The sequence below is a fragment of the Nocardia colli genome (assembly GCF_008704205.1).
Classification (GTDB): domain Bacteria; phylum Actinomycetota; class Actinomycetes; order Mycobacteriales; family Mycobacteriaceae; genus Nocardia; species Nocardia colli.
The window spans coordinates 918,489-937,371 of the sequence record NZ_VXLC01000001.1 but is presented as its reverse complement, the minus strand read 5'-3'; the positions used below and the strand labels follow the sequence as shown (position 1 = coordinate 937,371).

Below are 18,883 nucleotides of genomic sequence, written 5' to 3'. Positions count from 1 at the left end.
GCGGACTGACCGGGATAGCGCCGGATTGGCCGGGCGCGGGACGCTGCGGGCTGACGGGAATCGCGCCGGATTGGCCGGGCGCCGGGCGCGGCTGGCCGGTCGGGATCGCGCCGGACTGACCCGGCGGCGGTCCCGGCCGCTGGCCTGGCGGAATCGGGCGAGGCTGCGCGGGCGGTGGTGCGGGATATTGCCGCTGCCCGGGGTGCGGTGCGGGTGCGGGGCGTTGCGGCGGGCCCGGTGGCCGTTGGGACGGTCCGGGGGGCATGCGCTGACCGGGCCACGGCTGCGGCGGCGCCGAGGGCCGGCTGACGTGCGGCACTCGGGGCGGGGGCGGTTCGTGCGGGCCGGCGTTCATGTCCGGGTCCTCGGCCTCCGCCTGCGGCGGTAACCGTTCCCACGGCGCAACCGGCGCCCGACGGGCCGGTGGCCCGTCTCGCCGATCGGATCGAGGCCGATGCGCCGATGAGTCATCGTCGCTCATCATGCCTCCTGCGCCCGGCGCGACAGTGCAACCCGGTCGGCTCGGCGAGCGGCGTCCACGCTGAATCGCTCACCGTTCCTCCTGGTACTGCCCATTACTCACACCGCCCCTGCGCCGATGCGAGCCTTCCGCGATTGTCCTCCACTCTGCCACTGTGGTTTGTCGGACGTCCAAATCCGGCTGACGCGGCCGGTGACACAACAGAGGGCGCTAGCTCACCGTCCCTCACTGTGCCTCCTGGTGCTCCTGCTGTATGGCGCGGTTCTTGGCCCGCCGGTATCGATTCACCCGGCGCCGGGTGCTCGGATCGAAACCTTCGTCGGCCGGGTCCGGCTGGCCGCGGAACCGGCGCCACAAGCGGCGCCCGGCCAACAGAAACAGCAGTACTCCGGCACATGCGGTAATTATGGCCAGGGTTTGACCATAGGCGTTGGAGCGCACCGAGACCGAGGTGGCATTCCCCAGCGGAATCCCGTCCGGTGTGGTAAGGGAGATCGGAATCACCAGGTTACGGCTGTCGTTCACCTCGGTCGGGATTTGGAACGAGCGTGTCCCCTTCGGCGGTAGTTGCTGTTCGCCCAGGTCGGTGATCTTTGCCTCGCGGGGCGCCTCGATGCGGAACTTGATCCGGATGGACACCGGCAGGTTGTTCCGCGCGACCAGCAGCAACGGGCTCTGCTCGGACGCCAGGGTGTACACGCCGCCGGGCGGCAGCACGGTCACCGAGTGATAGATGTTGTCCATCGCCCGGGTGTTCTGGTCGATCCGGCGCTGGGCGAAAGTGTCGGCCTGGGCGGCGTCGCCGGTCCGCCGATCGGACAGGCTGAGCACCCGGAGCAGGTCGTCGCGCAGCGGGTCGAGGAACTCGCGCGGCGTCGGATCCGCCTCCGGCACCTCGACCAGCGCGCGCATCAGCTCGCTGATCCGGCGGCCCTGCTCGCGCACCGGCGCGACGAACCGGTCCGGCACCGCGTCCGCGGCGGCCTGGGTCAGATAGTCCAGCTCATAGGGCTGCGGGTCCGGCGGCTGGGCGACCAGGTCCTGGAACGGCCGCGGCGTCGCGAGATTGCTCCGCACCAGCAGTTCGATCTGCCGCAGCAGCGCCGTGCCCTCGTCCTTGCTCGCGCTCCACTGCTGCGGCGGGACGAGTAATAAGGAGCGCGGCTGATTCGGCTGCGGGTTCAGCGCGGACCAGGAGATCGCGCCGAGCGCGTCCTGCAACCGGGCCACCCTGGAGTCGTTGCTGACCTCGTAGCGGACCTTGGTGGGGGTGAACGAGGGGGTCGGCGGGTTGGAGCCGAGCGCGGCGAGCGCGGTGGCCGACCAGATGTCGAAGGTCGCGACGTGCAGCGCCGGATCGGCCGGGGTGGCCGCCGGATTCCCGTTCGCGCCGGGCGGATTGGCGGCCGGTGGCGTGGCCGGCGGCGGCACCGGCGCGCTGACGGAGGGCAGCCGGACGACATCCGGGTTCGCGCCGTCCGCGGGCACCGCGGTCTGCGTCGGCGGTTTCTTGCTCTCCCCGCGACCGGTGGACGTCTGCGTCGCCTCGGACGTCCCCGCCGTGCCTTCCGGCGCGATGCCCGAATCGGCGAGCACGGCGGTGCCGAAACCGTGACTGCGCAACAGGATTCCCGCGCCGTTGTCGATGCTGCCGGAGTCCGGCAGGCTCACCCCGCGCACCGACTTGGTGGCCAGAATCGAGTCGACGAGTTCGGCGGGCGCGTTCATCGCCCGGGCGGAGAGGTCCGGATCGTTCACCGCGGCCAGCGCGTCCAGGTCCACCTGCGCGAACGGCAACGCCACCGAGCACATCGTCCCGGCGAGCGCGCGCAGCCGATCCAGCCAGGTCTGGGCTTGGGCCGCACCGGTTCCCGCGCGGGTCGCGCCGTCCGGATCGGACGGACTGGCCAGCACCCGATAGCCCTTGGTCATCTCCTGCACTGTGACCAGCAGGTCCGGATCGATCGCCAGGCACACCGAGGCGGCCAGCGCGCGATCGCGGGTCGGCGTGGTGTCGAACACCGTCTCCAGCGCGCCGAGCAGCTGATCGAGCCGGCCGCCCTTGGCGAGGGACGCGGCCAGCTCGTCGTCGGTGAGTTCGACCTGCCCGTCCGCCGTCCCCGGCCGGCCCGCGACCAGGCGCGGACGGTCGGCCAGCGGCCACAGCAGGGTGGTAGCCACCGGCGCGTCGGTCGGCGCGGTCACCGCCTGACTCGCGTCCGGGGCGTCGGTGCTCTTCGCCGTGGGCGGCGGCACGCCGAGCACGGGCAGCAGGAACCTGGCGTCGTCGAGCCGGGCTTGGCTGCCGTAGTCCGGCTTGCCGTTCACGTTCAACAGCAGCGGATACACACCCGGTTCGGTGATATTCAGCGTGCTCTTGCCGGTGCTGCCGCCCGGGCGCAGCGGAATGGTCACGGTGAACTTGGTGCGCTCGCCCTTGTCGAGCTGCGCCACCACGTCTTCGAAGTCGCCGTTGACCTCGTAATTGACCTGGTCCTGCTGCAAGGTCGCGCGCAGATCGCGCGGCACCGCGACCGCGGCCGCCCGCTGCACCCGGATGGTCAGGTCTTTGACCTTGCGATCCCCGATGTTCATGATCGAGCCGGACACCGTCAGCGTCGAATCGCTGGTCGTGGTCACCGCGGTCGGCGTCACCGAATCCAGGGACAGCTTCAGGAATTTCGGCCCCGAATCCGATCCGGTGCCGGTGGGTTGCGCCTGCGCGGACGACACCAGCATCGGCAGGATCGTCACCGAACCCAGGATGGTCAGGACCGCCACGATGATCCGGAACAGGCCCACCCGCCACCCGGCCGCCACCCCCCATGGAATCGCTGCGCGATGCAGCGCAATCCATCGCCTCATCGCTTGCCGGTCTCCATCCGGTCGATCAGCTTGTTCGCCACTTCGGCCAGGCGCCGTTCGTCCGCGTACGCCAGTCGAGAATTCAACTCGCTCAACGGCACCCACGCCACTTGGGTGACCTCCACGTCGGCATCGGACAGTTCGCCGCCGGTGGAACGCAGTAGATAATGATGCACGGTCTTGTGTACCCGCCGGCCATCGGTGACGAACCAGTAATCGATGCTGCCGAGTTCGGCGACCACCACCCCGTTGATCCCGGTCTCCTCGGCCACCTCGCGGATCGCGGTCTGCTCGGAGGTCTCGCCCTCCTCGATATGCCCTTTGGGCAGCGACCACAGCAGCCGTCCGCGCCGATCCGTGCGCCCGATCAGGGCCGCGCTGCGCTTGTCCCGCGGGCCGTCCAAACCGTCGACGACCAGGCCACCGGCGGAAGTTTCGCGGACCGTGCGCATGCGCGGTTTCGCCGCGTTGGCGGCCGAACCGCGGCGCCGAGGCTGGCGGCGTCGACTGTTCGCGCGATCGGCCGGAGACACCAAGCAATCCTACTGTGTTGGATTTGCGCGGACGCACGCCCCGCGCAACCGGCACTGCGCCGGAATCTCGCTCGGTAGGGCTCGGTAAGCTGCTGTTTCGTGGTTTCGACCGAGTCCGAGGACGCAGAGCTGGATAGACGTACCCGATTGCTGGCTGCCGCGGCGGTGACGCTGGGCAGGCTGTCGGAGGTACTGGAACCGCTCGGCGAGATGTTCGCGGCGAGCGGTCATGAGCTGTATCTGGTCGGCGGCAGCGTGCGCGACGCGGTGCTGGGCCGGCTCGGCACCGATCTGGACTTCACCACCGACGCCCGCCCCGAGGTGGTGCAGCAGCTGCTGCGCGGCTGGGCCGATCATCTGTGGGACACCGGCGGTTTGGCGTTCGGCACGGTCAGCGGGTCGAAGAGCGGTCAGCAGCTGGAGATCACCACCTTCCGCAGCGACAACTACGACCGGGTCTCGCGCAATCCCGAGGTCACCTTCGGCGACAATCTCGAGGAAGATCTGGTCCGGCGCGACTTCACGGTCAACGCGATGGCGGTGCGGATCGGCGCGGACGGCTCGCTGGAGTTCGTCGACCCGCTCGGCGGGATGGACGCGCTGCTGGCCGGCCTGCTGGATACGCCTGCCGCGCCGGAGGATTCGTTCAACGACGACCCGTTGCGCATGCTGCGCGCCGCCCGGTTCGTCTCCCAGCTCGGCTTCGAGCTGCATCCGCGGGTGCACGCGGCGATCACCGCGATGGCCGAGCAGATCGAGCGGATCACCGCCGAGCGGGTCCGGGTGGAGCTGGACAAGCTGATCGGCGGCGCGCACCCGATCGACGGCATCAACATCATGTGCGAGACCGGACTGGCCCAGCGGGTGCTGCCCGAGGTGCCCGCGATGAAGCTGGAGATCGACGAGCACCACCAGCACAAGGACGTCTACTGGCACTCGCTCACCGTGCTCCAGCAGGCCATCGACCTGGAGGAGGGCGATCCGGACCTGGTGCTGCGCTGGGCCGCGCTGCTGCACGACATCGGCAAGCCGGACACCAAGCGCAACGAGCCGGGCGGCGGCGTCAGCTTCCATCACCACGAGGTGGTCGGCGCGAAGATGGTGCGCAAGCGGATGCGGGCGCTGAAGTACCCGAAGCAGTTCACCGAGGACGTGGCCCGGCTGGTGTTCCTGCACTTGCGTTTTCACGGGTACGGCAAGGGGCAGTGGACCGATTCCGCGGTGCGCCGCTACGTCACCGACGCCGACGAACTGCTCCCCCGCCTGCACAAACTGGTCCGCGCCGACTGCACCACCCGGAACAAGCGCCGGGCCGCCGCGCTGCGCGGCACCTATGACGACCTGGAGACGCGCATCGCGAAACTGCAGGAGCAGGAGGATCTGGCCAAGGTCCGCCCCGACCTGGACGGCAACGCGATCATGGAATTGCTCGGCCTGCCACCGGGTCCCGCGGTCGGCAAGGCGTGGCGGTTCCTCAAGGAGCTGCGCCTGGATCGCGGGCCGATGACCCGTGACGAGGCGGAGTCGGCCTTGCAGGAGTGGTGGAAAGCCCAGGCCTAGAAGACGATCAGCGTCGTTCCGGTGACGATGGCGGAGCGGATCTGGGCCAGATCGAACGACCCGGTGATCTCCGGCAGTTCGATCCGGAACCGGACCAGGTCGCCGTCGCGGGTGGCGTGCACGATGCGCGCCTGATTCGGTAGCTGTTCGAGCAGCAGCGCGGGCGTGCCGATCATCCGGCGCGGCATCCGCACGCCCAGCCAGGCGGCGCGACGCAGATCGACGGTCACCCGGTTGTCCGTCACGGACGCGTCCACCAGCGCGGTCAGCCGCCGGCGCCGATGTTTGGCCCGGATCAGTCCGCTGTCATCTATATCCAGCACCCAATCCAGCGGCTGGCTGTTGATCCAGCCGACCAGCGCCGCGGTGGTGACCGTGCCCTCGAGGTCGAGTTGCGACGCACGTACCTTCGTCGGCACGCCCGGAATCAGGCGGACGCCGTGCGCGATCACGGTCACGGCCTCGATCGGATGGTTGTCCCAGCGCAGCCGGGACAACACCGTCTTGGTCTGGAAATGCGCGCCCCGGCGGCGGACCTTCAGCACCTGCAGGGTGGCGTGCAGGTCGTGGCCGAGCAGCGTGGCGCTGACCTCCTGCCCGCCGAAGCGGCTCAGGATGCCTTCGCTGAGCACGGTCATCAGGGCGTCCGGCAGCAGCGCCGTGACGGTGCCCGCACCGAGGTCGGCGCCTGCGTCCACCCAGGAGGTGGTGACGGTGATCCACTGTTCCAGCCAGGACTGCTCGAACAGGCGCTTGCCGAGATCGACGGCCCGTAGCGGCGACCAGGACTTCGGATCGAAATACGTGGCCATGATTGGTCCGAGCGTACTTGCCGCCGCTGAACTGGACCATCGACCTGTGACCCAGGTCGCGTTCGGGCGGTTACCACCCCGCACTGACCGGGCATTCTTGCTTGTAGACCACCGTCACAACCACAATCGGGTGCTGTCTCGACACACCGCCACGGAAAGGGTGCATATGCCGCTGGATCTGAACAGTGATCTCGGCGAGGGCTTCGGTCCGTGGAAGATGGGCGACGACGCGGCCATGCTCGACATCGTGACCAGCGCCAACATCGCCTGCGGGTTCCACGCGGGCGACCCCTCGATCATGCGCCGGACCTGCGGGCTCGCCGTGGAGAAGGGCGTCCGGATCGGCGCGCACGTCGGCTATCGCGATCTGGCCGGGTTCGGCCGGCGCGAGGTCACCATGGTGCCCGCCGAGTTGTGTGACGAGGTGCTGTATCAGATCGGCAGTCTCGACGCGTTCGCCAAGGCGGCCGGCGATCGGGTGCGGTACGTGAAACCGCATGGTGCGCTCTACCATTCGGCGTCCCGGGACCGGCAGCTCGCGGACGCGGTGCTGGGCGCGCTGGTCGATTACGACCCGGAGCTGGCCTTGCTCGGTCCGGCCGGCTCGCAGCTGGAGCAGGCGGCGGAGGCGGCGAAGGTGCGTTTCGTCGGTGAGGGATTCGCCGATCGCGCGTACACGCCGGCCGGCACGCTCGCCGCGCGCGGACTGCCCGGCGCCGTTCTCGGCACCAACGAGGCGGTCACGCAGGCGGTTTCGATCGCCATGTCGGGCACGGCGCGCACGGTGGACGGGTCCGGCGAGGTCGCGGTGCGCGCGGCCAGCATCTGCGTGCACGGCGACACCCCCGCCGCGGTCGAGATGGCGCGGCTCATTCGCACCGCCCTGGACGAGGTCGGGGTGCCGGTCGAATCGTTCGGCTGAGGATGACGGACCGCGAACCGGCGGACCCGGATCGGCAGATCCGGGCGGCCGGCGATTGCGCGCTGCTCGTACTGCCGGCGCACCATGACGACATAGCGAAACTGGTTGCTGCTCTGCGTCTTTGCCCGCCGGAGGGTACGCAAGACGTCCTACCAGCTGCGGAAACCGTTCTCGTGACGCTGCTTTCGCCGGAGCACGCGGAATCCGTCCGGCAGGAGTTGGCGGCCCTGCTGCGCGAGCTGCAACAGCCGACGGCAGAACAGGATTCGGGCATTGTTTCCCGTGGAACACTGCCGGACCACGATTCTCCGGACGATCCCCTGGTCGTGCCGGTGCGCTACAACGGTGCCGATCTCGCCGAGGTCGCGCGACTGCTCGGACTGACCGAAGCCGAGGTGATCGCCGAACACACCGGCACGATCTGGCGATGCGCGTTCGTCGGATTCGCCCCGGGCTTCGGCTATCTCGAGTCATCCGATGGCCGATTGACCGTGCCGCGCCGACCGCAGGCCCGCACCACCATCCCGGCGGGCGCGGTCGCACTGGCGGGCGGCTACTCGGCCGTCTATCCGCGCAGCACCCCCGGCGGCTGGCACCTCATCGGTACCACCGACCTGCGGATGTGGGACGTGGGCCGCGATCCGCCCGCACTGATCCGCGCGGGCGGTTCCGTCCAGTTCGTCGCGGACTGACTCAGTTCGCCGAATCCAGTTGAGCGTGCATGAGATACACGTTGTAGCTGTCCCAGGACGAAATGGTGAAGTACAGATCCTTGCCGGTCGACCACGGATGGATGAAGCCGCCGTAGGACTTCGGATAGTCGGCGGTGGACAGCAGCTGCGCCGCCTCGGTCCAACTACCTTGCGGTTCCGCGGCATTGCGCGCCACGATCGCGCCGCGACCGGAGTCCAGGTACACCATCTGCCACTGCGCGTTGTCCCGGTCGTAGCGCACGGACACCTCGCTGGCCAGGCCGGGAACCAGTGGGGTGGCCTGGTTTTCGGCGGCCGGCGCCCAGCTGCCGTTCACCCAGTACTGGTAGGCGGAGGTGTTCAGCACCTCGTCCTTCGGCACTCGCGCGAGTCCGATCACGCCGACGCGTCCGTTGGGCGTGCCGAACATATAGACGTAGTCCCCCTGCGGCACCATCGCCGCGACCTGGAACCGGCCGACGCCGAACAGGTTGTCCCACTTGGCATGCTGATCCTTGGTCCAGGTGCGCCCGTTGTCGTCGGAGTAGGCGAGGCCGCCGTAGTTGTTCGACCAGAGTCCCGGAATGCGGCTCCACCGATTCACCGACATGTAGCTCAGATACTGCCGATCGCCCAGCGCGAAGCCGGAGGTCGGAATGGTGGTCGTTTCCCAGTTCTTGAGCTTGCGGCTGTCCAGGATCTCGGCGGCGTGGCAGCGGCTGTCCTGCACCATGGTGTCCAGCGACATGCCGTCGGACAGTTCGTGATCGGTGCTGTAGCCCAGCACATTGCTGCGCCAGTCCTGGTCGTCGTGCCCGGCGCCGCCGGCCTGCCAGCCCTTGCCGAAGGTATCGCCGAACACGACGGCGACCTCGCCCGGCTTGGTCTCCCACATGACGCCGAGGTCGGTGCCGTCCACCTGCCAGCGCAGGTCGGTGCGATTCTGCGAGCCGTGTCCGGTGATCTGGCCCGCCAGTTCCACCGACGTGACGCGCGGTTCGGCCACGGGCGCGGCGAGTGGTCCCGGTTCCGCGGGGTGGGTCACCAACGGGGGTGCGGGCTGCGGCGCGACGCCGGGTCCGCCGGGGACCGGCACCGGGATCGGTTCGATCTCGGGCTTGAATTCGATGCGCGGCACCTTGATCGGCTCGGCCGAACCCGGACCCGGCGGGGTTCCGGTGTCCGGGAACGGGCTCGGATCAGGGTTCGGCTCAGGCGGTTTCGCGATATCGCGGACTTCGGGGCACGGTGTGTGGCACGGATCGGTGGCCGGTGGACCCGGGTCGATCCTGGTCCTGTCCGGCTCCGGGCCGGGCACCGTGATCGGCGTGAGCTGCGGAATCGGCACCGGGATGTCGATCCGCTCGGGTAATACCACCGAGGGTAGCGGCGGCAGTGCGGGATCGCGCTCGCGATTCAGCGGATCGAAACCGACCTCGCCGCAACTGTTCACCGGCGCGGGCGCCCACGGGAACGGCGCGGCCTGCCCGGCCGGGACGGGCAGGACGAACAGCCCGCCGAGCACCGCACCGAACAATGCCGGAACACCGGCGGATCGACTTCCGAAGCGGCGCATCAGGTATCACGGTTCCGCGCCGGAAAACCCATGGGTCGCTGACTCCTGTCGAATCGGGCCGAAGTGAAAAGGAACCTACCGGAATAGGCCGGGCGAAATAGGGAACCGAATGTCGGTCGCGCGCGTCCAAAGAGATATGAACGAGATCGAGTACGTGTTCGGCACGGGCGACGGCACGGTGCACGTCTGGCACAGCCAAGCCGATCTGGAACTGGCCGGCCCGGCCTCGGCCTCGGCCGACGCGGTCCAGCTCGACTTCGACGGTGACGGTCTCGCCGACGACGCCATGTGGGACACCTGTGGTTCCGGCATCGCCGACGTGGCCGCCCTGGACTTGGACAACGACGGGGTCCTCGACCACTTCTATACCGACCCGACCGGGTTCGGCACCTGGAATCACCAGATCACCGGCACCGCGTCCGACGCGGTCAGCGAGCCGCTGGACTGGATCGTGCGCACCGACCATATGGAGGCCCAGCAGCACACGGCCGCCGATGTCGCACCGCAGGATTCGCTCCCCGGCTTGTCTCAGGTCGAGGATCAGCCGCCGCCGCATCCGGTGCTCAAAGACGCGCCACCGTCGCACCGGCCGCCGGACGACCTACCCGACTATCTGGCGCAGCGGATGAATCCGACCGGACGGCACCTGGACGACGATCCGGTCATCACCTGAATTCGACCGCGCCGCATATTCTTCAGCCGATCTTCCGCCGCCGCATATTGAGCGCGATGGCGGCAATTCCCGCGCAATAGATTCCGGCACCCACCACAATCACCGGCAACGACCGCCCGTCGTCCGGGATAACCAGCGCCGCGGCGGCGATCGCCAGGATGAACGCGATATTGAACACCGTGTCCTGCAACGCGAATACCTGCCCGCGCCGCGCGTCATCGATATCCATCTGCATCGTCGCGTCACCGGTCAGCTTGATCGTCTGCCCGGCCAGCCCGAGCAGGAACGCGCCCACCAGCAAGAGTTTGTGCGCGTGCGGCACCGCCGCGCCCTCGTCCACGATGGCGATCGGGGTGACCAGCGTCAACTGGACCACCGTCGCGGTCAGCAGGCCGGCCACCACCGTCTTCGATCGGCCGAGGCGCGGAATCAGCAGCGGCGCGACCACGGCCGCCACCAGCATGCCCGCGGCGATAGCGGCAATGGCGACCCCGAAACCGAGCAGCCCGCTGCTCAACGCGGAACCGTGGGCCGGTCCCTGCCGCAGCACGAGCACCATGATCAAGGTATTGATGCCGAACACGATTCGGTGCGTACCGATGCCCAGCATCGCGGTGGTCACCTGCACCGACTCCCACACCGCCGTCGCACCCGTGCGCAGGCCGGTGGCGATCGCGCGCACCGTGCTCTCGCCGGACGTCACGCCCGCGTCCGGGCCGAGCACCCGCGGCGCGAAGCCTGCCGCCAGCATGGCGCTGACCACCGGCCCGAGACCGCTGATCGCCACCGCCACCGCCGAGGCGAAGTCGCCCGCCCCGATCGACCCGATCACCGCCACTGAGGTGGCCGCGCCGAGCCCCGCGCACCCCGAGGCCACCGTGGCCAGCACCGAGTTCATCGGCACCAGCCAGTGCTTGGCCAGCACCTTCGGCAACGCCGCCGACACGCCCGACAACACGAACCGGCTGATCCCCACCACGGCCAGCGCGAGCAACAGCAGCGGCGTCTCGCCGAGCCCGGCCAGCAGTCCCGCGCAGACCAGCGCGATCAGCACCGCCCGCGCCACATTCGCCACCAGCAGCACCGTGCGCCGATCCCACCGATCCAGCAGCGCCCCCGCATACGGCCCGATCAGCGAATACGGCAGCAGCAGCACCGCGAATCCGGCGGCGATCGCCAGCGGATCGGTCTGCCGCTCGGGATTGAACAGAATCGCCCCGGACAGCGCCGCCTGGAACATCCCGTCGCCGAACTGACCGGTGAACCGCACGATGGCCAGGCGCAGCACGCCCGGGCTTTGGCGTAGCGCGGTCCACAGCGGCTCCGGCCGCTCGTCCGAGGGAATGGAGCTCTCCGAGCGACCAGTGGACACGCCGCGAGGTTACTGGCTGCGGCCGGATCGCGCCGAATCAGTGCGCGTCGGTGACCAGGGCGCTGACCGCCGCGCGCATGTCCGGCGCCATCGGCAGCTGGTCGAGGGCGCCGGCATCGATCCAGGCGAACGCGTCGTGCTCGCCGGGCTCCAGCGCCACCTCGCCCGGCTCGACGTCCACCAGGAAGCTGTATTTACGCACTCGGGACTTGGTTCTGGTGGCGTAGTCGATGCCGCCGAGGAAGTCGGTGATCCGGCGCACGCGCAGGCCGGTCTCCTCGAACAGCTCGCGTTCCACGCATTGAGCGAAGGTCTCGCCGGATTCGACTCCGCCGCCGGGGAGTTCGTACATGCCGCCGTGGAAGTCGTCCGGCACCCGGCGCACGACCAGGAGTTTGCGGTCGCGGAACACCGCGACGCCGACCACGAAGTGGGCGATGCCGTCGCGGCGCGCCTCGCTGCGGAGTTGTCGCTCGATGCGCGCGAGGGTCTCGGGTCGCATCTGTTCGTCACCTCCGGTTGCATTGCGGCGCATCATTTTACGAACCCGGCCCGGGCGCGGGAAGCGTTCGCCCACCGGGTCGCCGGATCGGCCGGTGCTGCTCGCCTGACGTTCACCCGCTGGTCGCTCGCGTAAAATGCCGAGTGCAGGACAATTTACTAGGAATGTGGAGTACCGCGACGTCTGTGCTCCTACCCTGAAAGGTGATCGGTGCACGGTCCCGAGAGGAGGACCTGATGTCCACACTCACGACACCACACATCGACGTCCATCGAGCAGGCGACCGCATGAAGACGCGGGTCTCCTGGCTGGATTCGAAGCATTCGTTCTCGTTCGGCGAGCACTACGATCCGGACAACACCCACCACGGCCTGCTGCTGGTCAACAACGACGATGTGGTCTCCCCCGGTCAGGGCTTCGACACGCATCCGCACCGGGATATGGAGATCGTCACCTGGGTGCTCGGCGGCAGCCTGGTCCATCAGGACTCGCTCGGCCACAGCGGCATCATCTATCCGGGGCTGGCCCAGCGGATGAGCGCCGGCACCGGCATCCTGCACTCGGAGAAGAACGACGCGTGGCGCATCGACGGCGCCCGGCACGACGAGCCGGTGCATTTCGTGCAGATGTGGGTGGTCCCCGATGAGCCGGGCCTCACACCCGGCTATCAGCAGCTCGAGATCGACGACGAGCTGGCCGCCGGCGGTTTGGTGACCGTGGCCGCGGGCCTGCCGCGCTACCGCGATCGCACCGCCATCGCCATCAACAGCAGCCACGCGGCGTTCCACGTGGCCCGGATGTCCGGCGACCCCGAGCACGTCATAGACCTGCCCGACGCCCCCTACCTGCATGTTTTCGTCGCGAGCGGCGAGGTGGAGATGGAAGGCGTCGGCACCCTGGACGAGGGCGACGCGGTCCGGCTGACCCGCACCGGCGGCCAGCGGGTCATCGCCCGCAGGCCGTCGGAAATCCTGGTCTGGGAGATGCACGCGCGCCTCGGCGCACAGTAGCCGGACGGCCTGAATCGATCCCGCCGTGCGCGTCCAGGCACCGGACGCCGCCGGCTTGCGACAAAATGGGCATACCTCGCATTAACATCCGCCCGTAGCGCATGCGATCAGTAGGCGATCCCCGCGTACCCGCCGGCCCACCTGGTCCGGATCGAGCGGCGCGAGGCACCGACGGAGAGGAAGTCCATGTCGCAATACCCGCCTCCCGGCCAATACCCACCGCCTCCCGGGTACGGCCAGCCGCCCGGCGGCCAGCAGCCTGGTCAGCCCGCGTACTGGCAGGAGTCGCCGAAGGGCAAGGGCCTGGCGATCACCGCGCTGGTGCTGGGCATCATCGCGCTGCTGAGCTTCTGGACGCTGGTCGGCGGCTACCTGTTCGGCGCGTTCGCCGTCATCTTCGGCATCGTCGCGCTGGTGAAGACCCGGTCCGGCCGGGCGGGCGGCGCGGGGATGGCGATCACCGGCCTGATCCTCGGCGCGCTGGGCCTGATCGGCGCCATCGTGGTCACCGTCGTGGGCTACAGCTTCTTCGTCAACAGCGGCGGCAAGGACTTCGTCGACTGCGTGAACAAGGCGGGCGGCGACCAGTCCAAGGTCGACCAGTGCGAGCGCGAATGGAATCAGCGGCTGGAGGACAAGTTCAGCGTCACCCTCACTCCGCCGCCGGCGCCGACTCCCCGCTGACCGCCGCGCAGGCCCGGGTAGCGGCCAGCACGTCGCTCATTTCCGGGCGAAAGTCGCGCTCGGGCTCGGCAATCCACTTGCGGTAGCCGCTGCCCTCGTCGGCCGGCGAGGGCAGCACGATGTGGCTGCCGGGCAGCGCGACCGAGGCGCAGACCCGGAACAGGTCGGCGAACAGTTCGGTGTCCAGATACGAGTTGTCGGTGGGACCGGTGAGGAACGTCCACCGGTCCGAACGCGGGTGCGCGATGATCGGTCCCGCCCGGTCGTCGGGCGCCGCCGCGGTCAGCCGCGCCCGCACCCGGCGGCCGAGCGCGGCGGGCATCACGACCGCCCCGACCGCACCCACCTCCAGCATGATCCGGCCGAGCGCCGGGTCAACGACGCCATAGAGCCCGTGGTCCTTGCGATATCGGCGGCAGCGGGCGATGGCGTCCTGCATCGTCGTGTAATCGGAGGATGCGGGATAACTGCCTGATTCAGTGCGGGACAAACTCATGACGTTCCTCGCCTCGATGCGGGTGGATCGCGTGAAGGGGGGAGAGAATCGACCGCTGAAACCCGACCCTAATGCCGCACAACTGGGTTGACAATAGTCACACGCCGGTGAGTCCACCCCGCGTACGATCGCCTGTCATGGCACCCGTCTCGCCTACCGTTGCGCGCTGGGAACTGGTGTTGCGGCTGCGTGAGCTGCGCGAACAGCGCGGGTTCGATTCGGCGGGCTTCGCCAAGCGGGTCGGCTTCACCCCGGCCAACTGGTCGCATGTGGAGAAGGGCCGGCGCGTGCTCACCGGCAACACCATCGGCCCGGTGCTCGAGTTGCTGGAGGTGGAGGCCGAGGAACGCGCGGAGCTGCTCGCGCTGCTGGAGGCCAGCAAGCAGCGCGGCTGGTGGACCAAGTCCTCCGCGCTGATCGGCCCGGAACTGCAGCGTCTCTACGGCATGGAATCCGGCGCGCAGAGCATCCGCAGCTACGACAGCCTCGTGGTGCCCGGCCTGTTGCAGACCGAGGACTATGCCCGCGCGCTGATCAGTTCCGACGTGATGATCCGTCCGGTACAGGTCGATCAGCTGGTCGCGATCCGCATGCGCAGGCAGGAACGATTGCGCGGCAAGGAACCGGTCGAGCTGACCGCGGTGATCGGCGAGGGCACGCTGCTCCAGCAGACCGGGGGGCCGGAGGTGCTGCGCGCGCAGTTGACACATTTGGCCGAGCTGATCGACGAGCTGGACACGGTCGAGGTGCGGGTCATCCCGTTCGCCGCCACCGCGGGCGCGGTGCTCGGCGGGTCGAGTTTTCACCTGATCGATTTCGCCGGCCAGCAGCTCCCGACCTTCGGCTGGGCGGAGAGCGCGGTGTTCGGCGGGGCGGTCGACGACCCGGAACTGGTCCGCGATCTGAGCTTCGCCTACGTGCGCGCGCAGGAGCAGTCGCTGGACCGTGTCGCATCATCGACCCTGATCAGGACGTATGCCCGAGTGTAAAATCCGGCCCATGGCCACCACCGCTACTTCCCGGTCGGTTTGCACCGACTGGTTCCGGTCGACTCGATCGAACAACGGCAACCAATGTGTCGAGGTCCGCTTCGATGGTGACGCGGTGCTCGTACGCGACAGCAAGTACCGCCGCAATCCAGCCAACCACCCCGCCGACGAACCCATCATCACCGTCACCGCCCGGGAGTGGACCACGTTCCTCGACAGCGTGCGCGTGCCCGGACGACCGTCCGGCGCGCTCATCGCGCACACCCGCGCCGACGGGCACACCACGCTCGAGCACGGCGGCACCGTGCTCGGCTACACCCCGCAGGAGTGGGACGCTTTCCTGCTCGGCGCCCGCGACGGCGAGTTCGACCGCGTCGCGCTCACCGTCTGACCGACGCACTGCCAAATCCATGACCCGTTGCCCCCGGCTGTCCGCAGTCGGGGGCCGATTTCTGCGCGCGTCGGCATACTGGACAGCGTGACTTCCGAGCTGAACAGTCCCTCCGGTATTGATCTGTCCTACCTTGACCAGGCCGTACGGGTGCAGGACGACCTGTTCGCGCATGTCAACGGCAAATGGCTGGACGACTACGACATACCGGCCGACCGCGCGGTGGACGGCGCCTTCCGCGCGCTCTACGACCAGGCCGAACGCGACGTCCAGGTGATCATCGAGCAGGCCTCCGCGCAGGCCGCCGAGCCCGGCAGCGATGCCCGCAAGATCGGCGACCTGTTCACCAGCTTCATGGACACCGAGACCGTCACGGCGGCCGGCCTGGCCCCCATCTCGGCGGAGCTCGCCGCGATCCAACAGATCGCCGATCGCAGCGCGTTCGCGGCGCTGCTCGGCACGTTGCAGCGCACCGGCGTCGGCGGCGCGGTGAACTTCTACGTGGACACCGACGACAAGGACTCCACCCGCTACCTGGTGCACGCCACCCAGTCCGGCCTCGGCCTGCCCGACGAGTCGTACTACCGGCAGGACGAATCCGCCGAGATCCGCGCCGAATACATCGCGCACATCGGCCGCATGTTCGCCCTCGCCGCGGCGGATCCGCGGATCGCCGACCTGCTGCCGCAGGACCTGGACACGGTCGGGCAGCGGGTGTTCGAGCTGGAACGCAAGCTCGCCGCCGGTCACTGGGACGTGGTGCGCCGCCGCGACGCCGAACTCAGCTACAACTTGACCACTTTCGCCGAACTGGTCGCCGCGCACCCCGAGTTCGACTGGGCCGCATGGGCTTCCGCCCTGGCCGAGCACGTCTCCGCGTCCGGTCCCGAGGTGCTCGCCGAAGTCGTTGTCCGGCAGCCGGATTACCTGGACACCTTCGGACGGGTGTGGACCGAGGAAGCACTGGCCGACTGGCAGGCCTGGGCGGCCTGGCGGGTGCTGCGTGCGCGCGCACCGTATCTCACCGACGAGCTGATCGCGGAGAACTTCGCCTTCTACGGGCACACGCTGACCGGTGCCGAGGAGATCCGCGAGCGCTGGAAGCGCGGCGTCTCGCTGGTGCAGGACCTGCTCGGCGAGGCCGTCGGCAAACTGTATGTGGCCGAACACTTCCCGCCGGACGCCAAGGCCAGGATGGTGGAGCTGGTGGAAAACCTCCAGGAGGCCTACCGCCGCAACATCGCCGAGCTGGACTGGATGGGGCCGGACACCAGGGCGGCCGCGCTGGCCAAGCTGGAGAAGTTCACCCCGAAGATCGGCTACCCGGACAAGTGGCGCGACTACTCCGACGTCCGGATCGACCCGGCCGACCTGGTCGGCAACTACCGCAACGGTTACGCCGCCGACCACGATCGCGACCTGAACAAGCTCGGCGGCCCGGTGGACCGCGACGAATGGTTCATGACGCCGCAGACGGTCAACGCCTACTACAACCCCGGCATGAACGAGATCGTCTTCCCCGCCGCGATTCTGCAGCCGCCGTTCTTCGACATGAACGCCGACGACGCCGCCAACTACGGCGGCATCGGCGCGGTGATCGGCCACGAGATCGGCCACGGCTTCGACGACCAGGGCGCCAAGTACGACGGCGACGGCAACATGGTCGACTGGTGGACCGACGACGACCGCACCGAATTCGGCAAGCGCACAAAGGCATTGATCGACCAGTACAACGTGCTCTCGCCGAAGGAACTCCCGGACGAGCACACGGTCAACGGCGAATTCACCATCGGCGAGAACATCGGCGACCTGGGCGGGCTGTCCATCGCGCTGCAGGCCTACAAGATCTCCCTGGACGGCAAGGAGCCCGCGGAGATCGACGGCCTCACCGGCCTGCAACGCGTCTTCTACGGCTGGGCCCAGGTCTGGCGGACCAAGGCGCGCACCGAGGAGGCCATCCGCCGGCTCACCGTCGACCCGCACTCGCCGCCCGAATTCCGTTGCAACGCAGTCGTTCGCAACATCGACAGCTTCCACGAGGCGTTCCAGGTGAACCCGGGCGACGCGCTGTATCTGGACCCGGCCGAGCGGGTCAAGATCTGGTAGACCCGCGGACCGAGGGACGCCTCAGCGCAGGCGTTCCTCGGTCGTCGCGTCGAAGAAGAACACGTCGTCGAGCTTGGGCCGCAGGCGCAGCTGATCGCCGAGCGCGACCTGGAACCGGCGGTCCACCCGCGCAACCACCTTGCCGGAGCGGCTGTTCCAGGCAGCATCGGGATTGCGGCGATCCCGGGGCCCTGCGTGGTTACGCAAGCTACCTCCTCCGGGCCCATCGCTCTCGCCGCGGGCCACACCGTGGCTGTACACGAACGACTCCGAGCCCAGCTCCTCGAGCAGCTCGGCGGCGACGGTGAGCGCACCGTCCTCGGTGGTCACCTCCCACGATTCCGGCCGGATCCCGACGATCACCCGATCGCCGGTCTTCGCCGTGTGCGGCACCGGGATACGCAGCTCGTCGAGCACCGCGGCCCCGTCGCGCACCGGCGCCTCCAGCAGGTTCATCCCCGGCGAGCCGATGAAGCCGGCGACGAAGGTGTTCACCGGATTGTCGTAAAGCTCACGGGGCGCGGCGATCTGCTGCAACTTGCCGTCGAGCAGCACGGCCACCCGGTCGCCCATGGTCATCGCCTCCACCTGATCGTGGGTGACGTAGACCGTGGTGGTGCCGAGCCGCTTCTGCAGCGCCGCGATCTGCGACCGGGTGCTGACCCGCAACTTCGCGTCCAGGTTGGACAGCGGCTCGTCCATGCAGAACACCTGCGGCCTGCGCACGATCGCCCGGCCCATCGCGACCCGTTGCCGTTGCCCGCCGGACAGTTTCGCCGGTTTGCGGTCGAGCAACTGCTCGAGCTCCAGCATCTTCGCCGCCTCCTGCACCCGGACCAGGGTGTCGGCCTTGCTCATGCCGGCGTTGCGCAGCGCGAAGCCCATGTTCTCCGCGACGGTCATGTTCGGGTACAGCGCGTAGCTCTGGAACACCATCGCCACGTCGCGCGCCCGCGGCGGCAGGGCGGTGACGTCCTTGCCGCCGATCAGGATTCGGCCCGCCTCCACCGATTCCAGCCCGGCCAGCATGCGCAGGCTGGTCGACTTGCCGCAGCCGGACGGGCCGACGAGCACGATGAACTCCCCGTCGGCGATGTCGATGTCCAGGCGGTCGACGGCGGGTGTCGGCGCCCCGGGATACAGGTGCGTCACACCGTCGAACTGCACTGTGGCCATGGGCGTCGATCTCCTCGTGTGAAACTCACGGTGGCGGCCACGC

Annotated in this window: 17 protein-coding genes; 9 read left to right on the top strand and 8 right to left on the bottom strand. The window is 68.8% G+C overall.

Features of this window, described 5'->3' with window-relative positions; genetic code table 11:
• Positions 1–706: 706 nt before the first annotated feature.
• Positions 707–3,346 (bottom strand): DUF6049 family protein, encoded by a 2,640-nt coding sequence (locus F3087_RS04525; RefSeq protein ID WP_317983906.1) that lies wholly within the window; start codon positions 3,344–3,346, stop codon positions 707–709.
• Positions 3,343–3,879 (bottom strand): NUDIX hydrolase, encoded by a 537-nt coding sequence (locus F3087_RS04520; protein ID WP_150400452.1) that lies wholly within the window; start codon positions 3,877–3,879, stop codon positions 3,343–3,345. The genes F3087_RS04525 and F3087_RS04520 overlap by 4 nt, the downstream gene beginning before the upstream one ends.
• Positions 3,880–3,978: 99 nt before the next feature.
• Here F3087_RS04520 and F3087_RS04515 point away from each other — a divergent pair, with 99 nt between their 5' ends.
• Positions 3,979–5,439: a CCA tRNA nucleotidyltransferase gene (locus tag F3087_RS04515; protein ID WP_150400451.1), complete on the top strand. Its 1,461-nt coding sequence runs from the start codon at positions 3,979–3,981 to the stop codon at positions 5,437–5,439.
• Here F3087_RS04515 and F3087_RS04510 read toward each other — a convergent pair.
• Entirely contained in the window at positions 5,436–6,251 is an 816-nt protein-coding gene (locus F3087_RS04510; protein WP_150400450.1) for a hypothetical protein, read from the bottom strand. The two genes, F3087_RS04515 and F3087_RS04510, sit on opposite strands and share 4 nt — an antisense overlap.
• A 166-nt stretch (positions 6,252–6,417) precedes the next feature.
• On the opposite strand from F3087_RS04510, the gene F3087_RS04505 reads away from it, so the two are divergent.
• Both F3087_RS04505 and F3087_RS04500 read left to right on the top strand, forming a co-directional pair.
• The gene (locus F3087_RS04505; RefSeq protein WP_150400449.1) at positions 6,418–7,173 is read left to right on the top strand and encodes a LamB/YcsF family protein; all 756 of its coding nucleotides are present in this window, start codon (positions 6,418–6,420) and stop codon (positions 7,171–7,173) included.
• A 2-nt stretch (positions 7,174–7,175) separates the two neighbouring features.
• Positions 7,176–7,865 (top strand): 5-oxoprolinase subunit B family protein, encoded by a 690-nt coding sequence (locus tag F3087_RS04500; RefSeq protein WP_150400448.1) that lies wholly within the window; start codon positions 7,176–7,178, stop codon positions 7,863–7,865.
• A gap of 1 nt (position 7,866) precedes the next feature.
• Here F3087_RS04500 and F3087_RS04495 read toward each other — a convergent pair whose 3' ends face one another.
• On the bottom strand, positions 7,867–9,441 hold the full coding sequence (locus F3087_RS04495; protein ID WP_150400447.1) for a DUF4185 domain-containing protein: 1,575 nt from the start codon (positions 9,439–9,441) through the stop codon (positions 7,867–7,869).
• 136 nt (positions 9,442–9,577) lie between these two features.
• Here F3087_RS04495 and F3087_RS04490 point away from each other — a divergent pair, with 136 nt between their 5' ends.
• Positions 9,578–10,114 (top strand): hypothetical protein, encoded by a 537-nt coding sequence (locus tag F3087_RS04490; RefSeq protein WP_150400446.1) that lies wholly within the window; start codon positions 9,578–9,580, stop codon positions 10,112–10,114.
• A 22-nt stretch (positions 10,115–10,136) separates the two neighbouring features.
• Here the strand turns inward: F3087_RS04490 and F3087_RS04485 are convergent, their stop codons facing one another.
• Positions 10,137–11,486, bottom strand: coding sequence for an MFS transporter (locus F3087_RS04485; RefSeq protein ID WP_375907490.1), 1,350 nt, complete (start codon positions 11,484–11,486; stop codon positions 10,137–10,139).
• Positions 11,487–11,523: 37 nt separating this feature from the next.
• Positions 11,524–11,988 carry an NUDIX domain-containing protein gene (locus F3087_RS04480; protein WP_150400445.1) on the bottom strand — a complete coding sequence of 155 codons (465 nt, stop codon included), beginning with the start codon at positions 11,986–11,988 and terminating at the stop codon, positions 11,524–11,526.
• Between the two features lie 236 nt (positions 11,989–12,224).
• On the opposite strand from F3087_RS04480, the gene F3087_RS04475 reads away from it, so the two are divergent.
• Both F3087_RS04475 and F3087_RS04470 read left to right on the top strand, forming a co-directional pair.
• Positions 12,225–12,998: a pirin family protein gene (locus tag F3087_RS04475; protein WP_150400444.1), complete on the top strand. Its 774-nt coding sequence runs from the start codon at positions 12,225–12,227 to the stop codon at positions 12,996–12,998.
• Positions 12,999–13,184: 186 nt separating this feature from the next.
• Positions 13,185–13,682, top strand: coding sequence for a DUF4190 domain-containing protein (locus F3087_RS04470; RefSeq protein ID WP_150400443.1), 498 nt, complete (start codon positions 13,185–13,187; stop codon positions 13,680–13,682).
• Here F3087_RS04470 and F3087_RS04465 read toward each other — a convergent pair.
• Positions 13,651–14,178: a hypothetical protein gene (locus F3087_RS04465; protein WP_150400442.1), complete on the bottom strand. Its 528-nt coding sequence runs from the start codon at positions 14,176–14,178 to the stop codon at positions 13,651–13,653. The genes F3087_RS04470 and F3087_RS04465 overlap by 32 nt on opposite strands.
• Before the next feature lie 137 nt (positions 14,179–14,315).
• Between F3087_RS04465 and F3087_RS04460 the strand changes: the two genes are divergently transcribed.
• From F3087_RS04460 to F3087_RS04450, 3 genes are all read left to right on the top strand, one after another.
• Positions 14,316–15,167 (top strand): Scr1 family TA system antitoxin-like transcriptional regulator, encoded by an 852-nt coding sequence (locus F3087_RS04460; protein WP_150400441.1) that lies wholly within the window; start codon positions 14,316–14,318, stop codon positions 15,165–15,167.
• A gap of 10 nt (positions 15,168–15,177) precedes the next feature.
• Positions 15,178–15,558: a DUF397 domain-containing protein gene (locus F3087_RS04455; RefSeq protein ID WP_150400440.1), complete on the top strand. Its 381-nt coding sequence runs from the start codon at positions 15,178–15,180 to the stop codon at positions 15,556–15,558.
• A gap of 87 nt (positions 15,559–15,645) precedes the next feature.
• A complete protein-coding gene (locus tag F3087_RS04450) occupies positions 15,646–17,664 on the top strand; it encodes a M13 family metallopeptidase (RefSeq protein ID WP_150400439.1) in 2,019 nt (672 codons plus the stop codon).
• 21 nt (positions 17,665–17,685) lie between these two features.
• On the opposite strand, the gene F3087_RS04445 is transcribed toward F3087_RS04450, so the two are convergent.
• Complete coding sequence (locus F3087_RS04445; protein ID WP_150400438.1) at positions 17,686–18,840, bottom strand: ABC transporter ATP-binding protein; 1,155 nt, start codon at positions 18,838–18,840, stop codon at positions 17,686–17,688.
• Between the last annotated feature and the right edge of the window lie 43 nt (positions 18,841–18,883).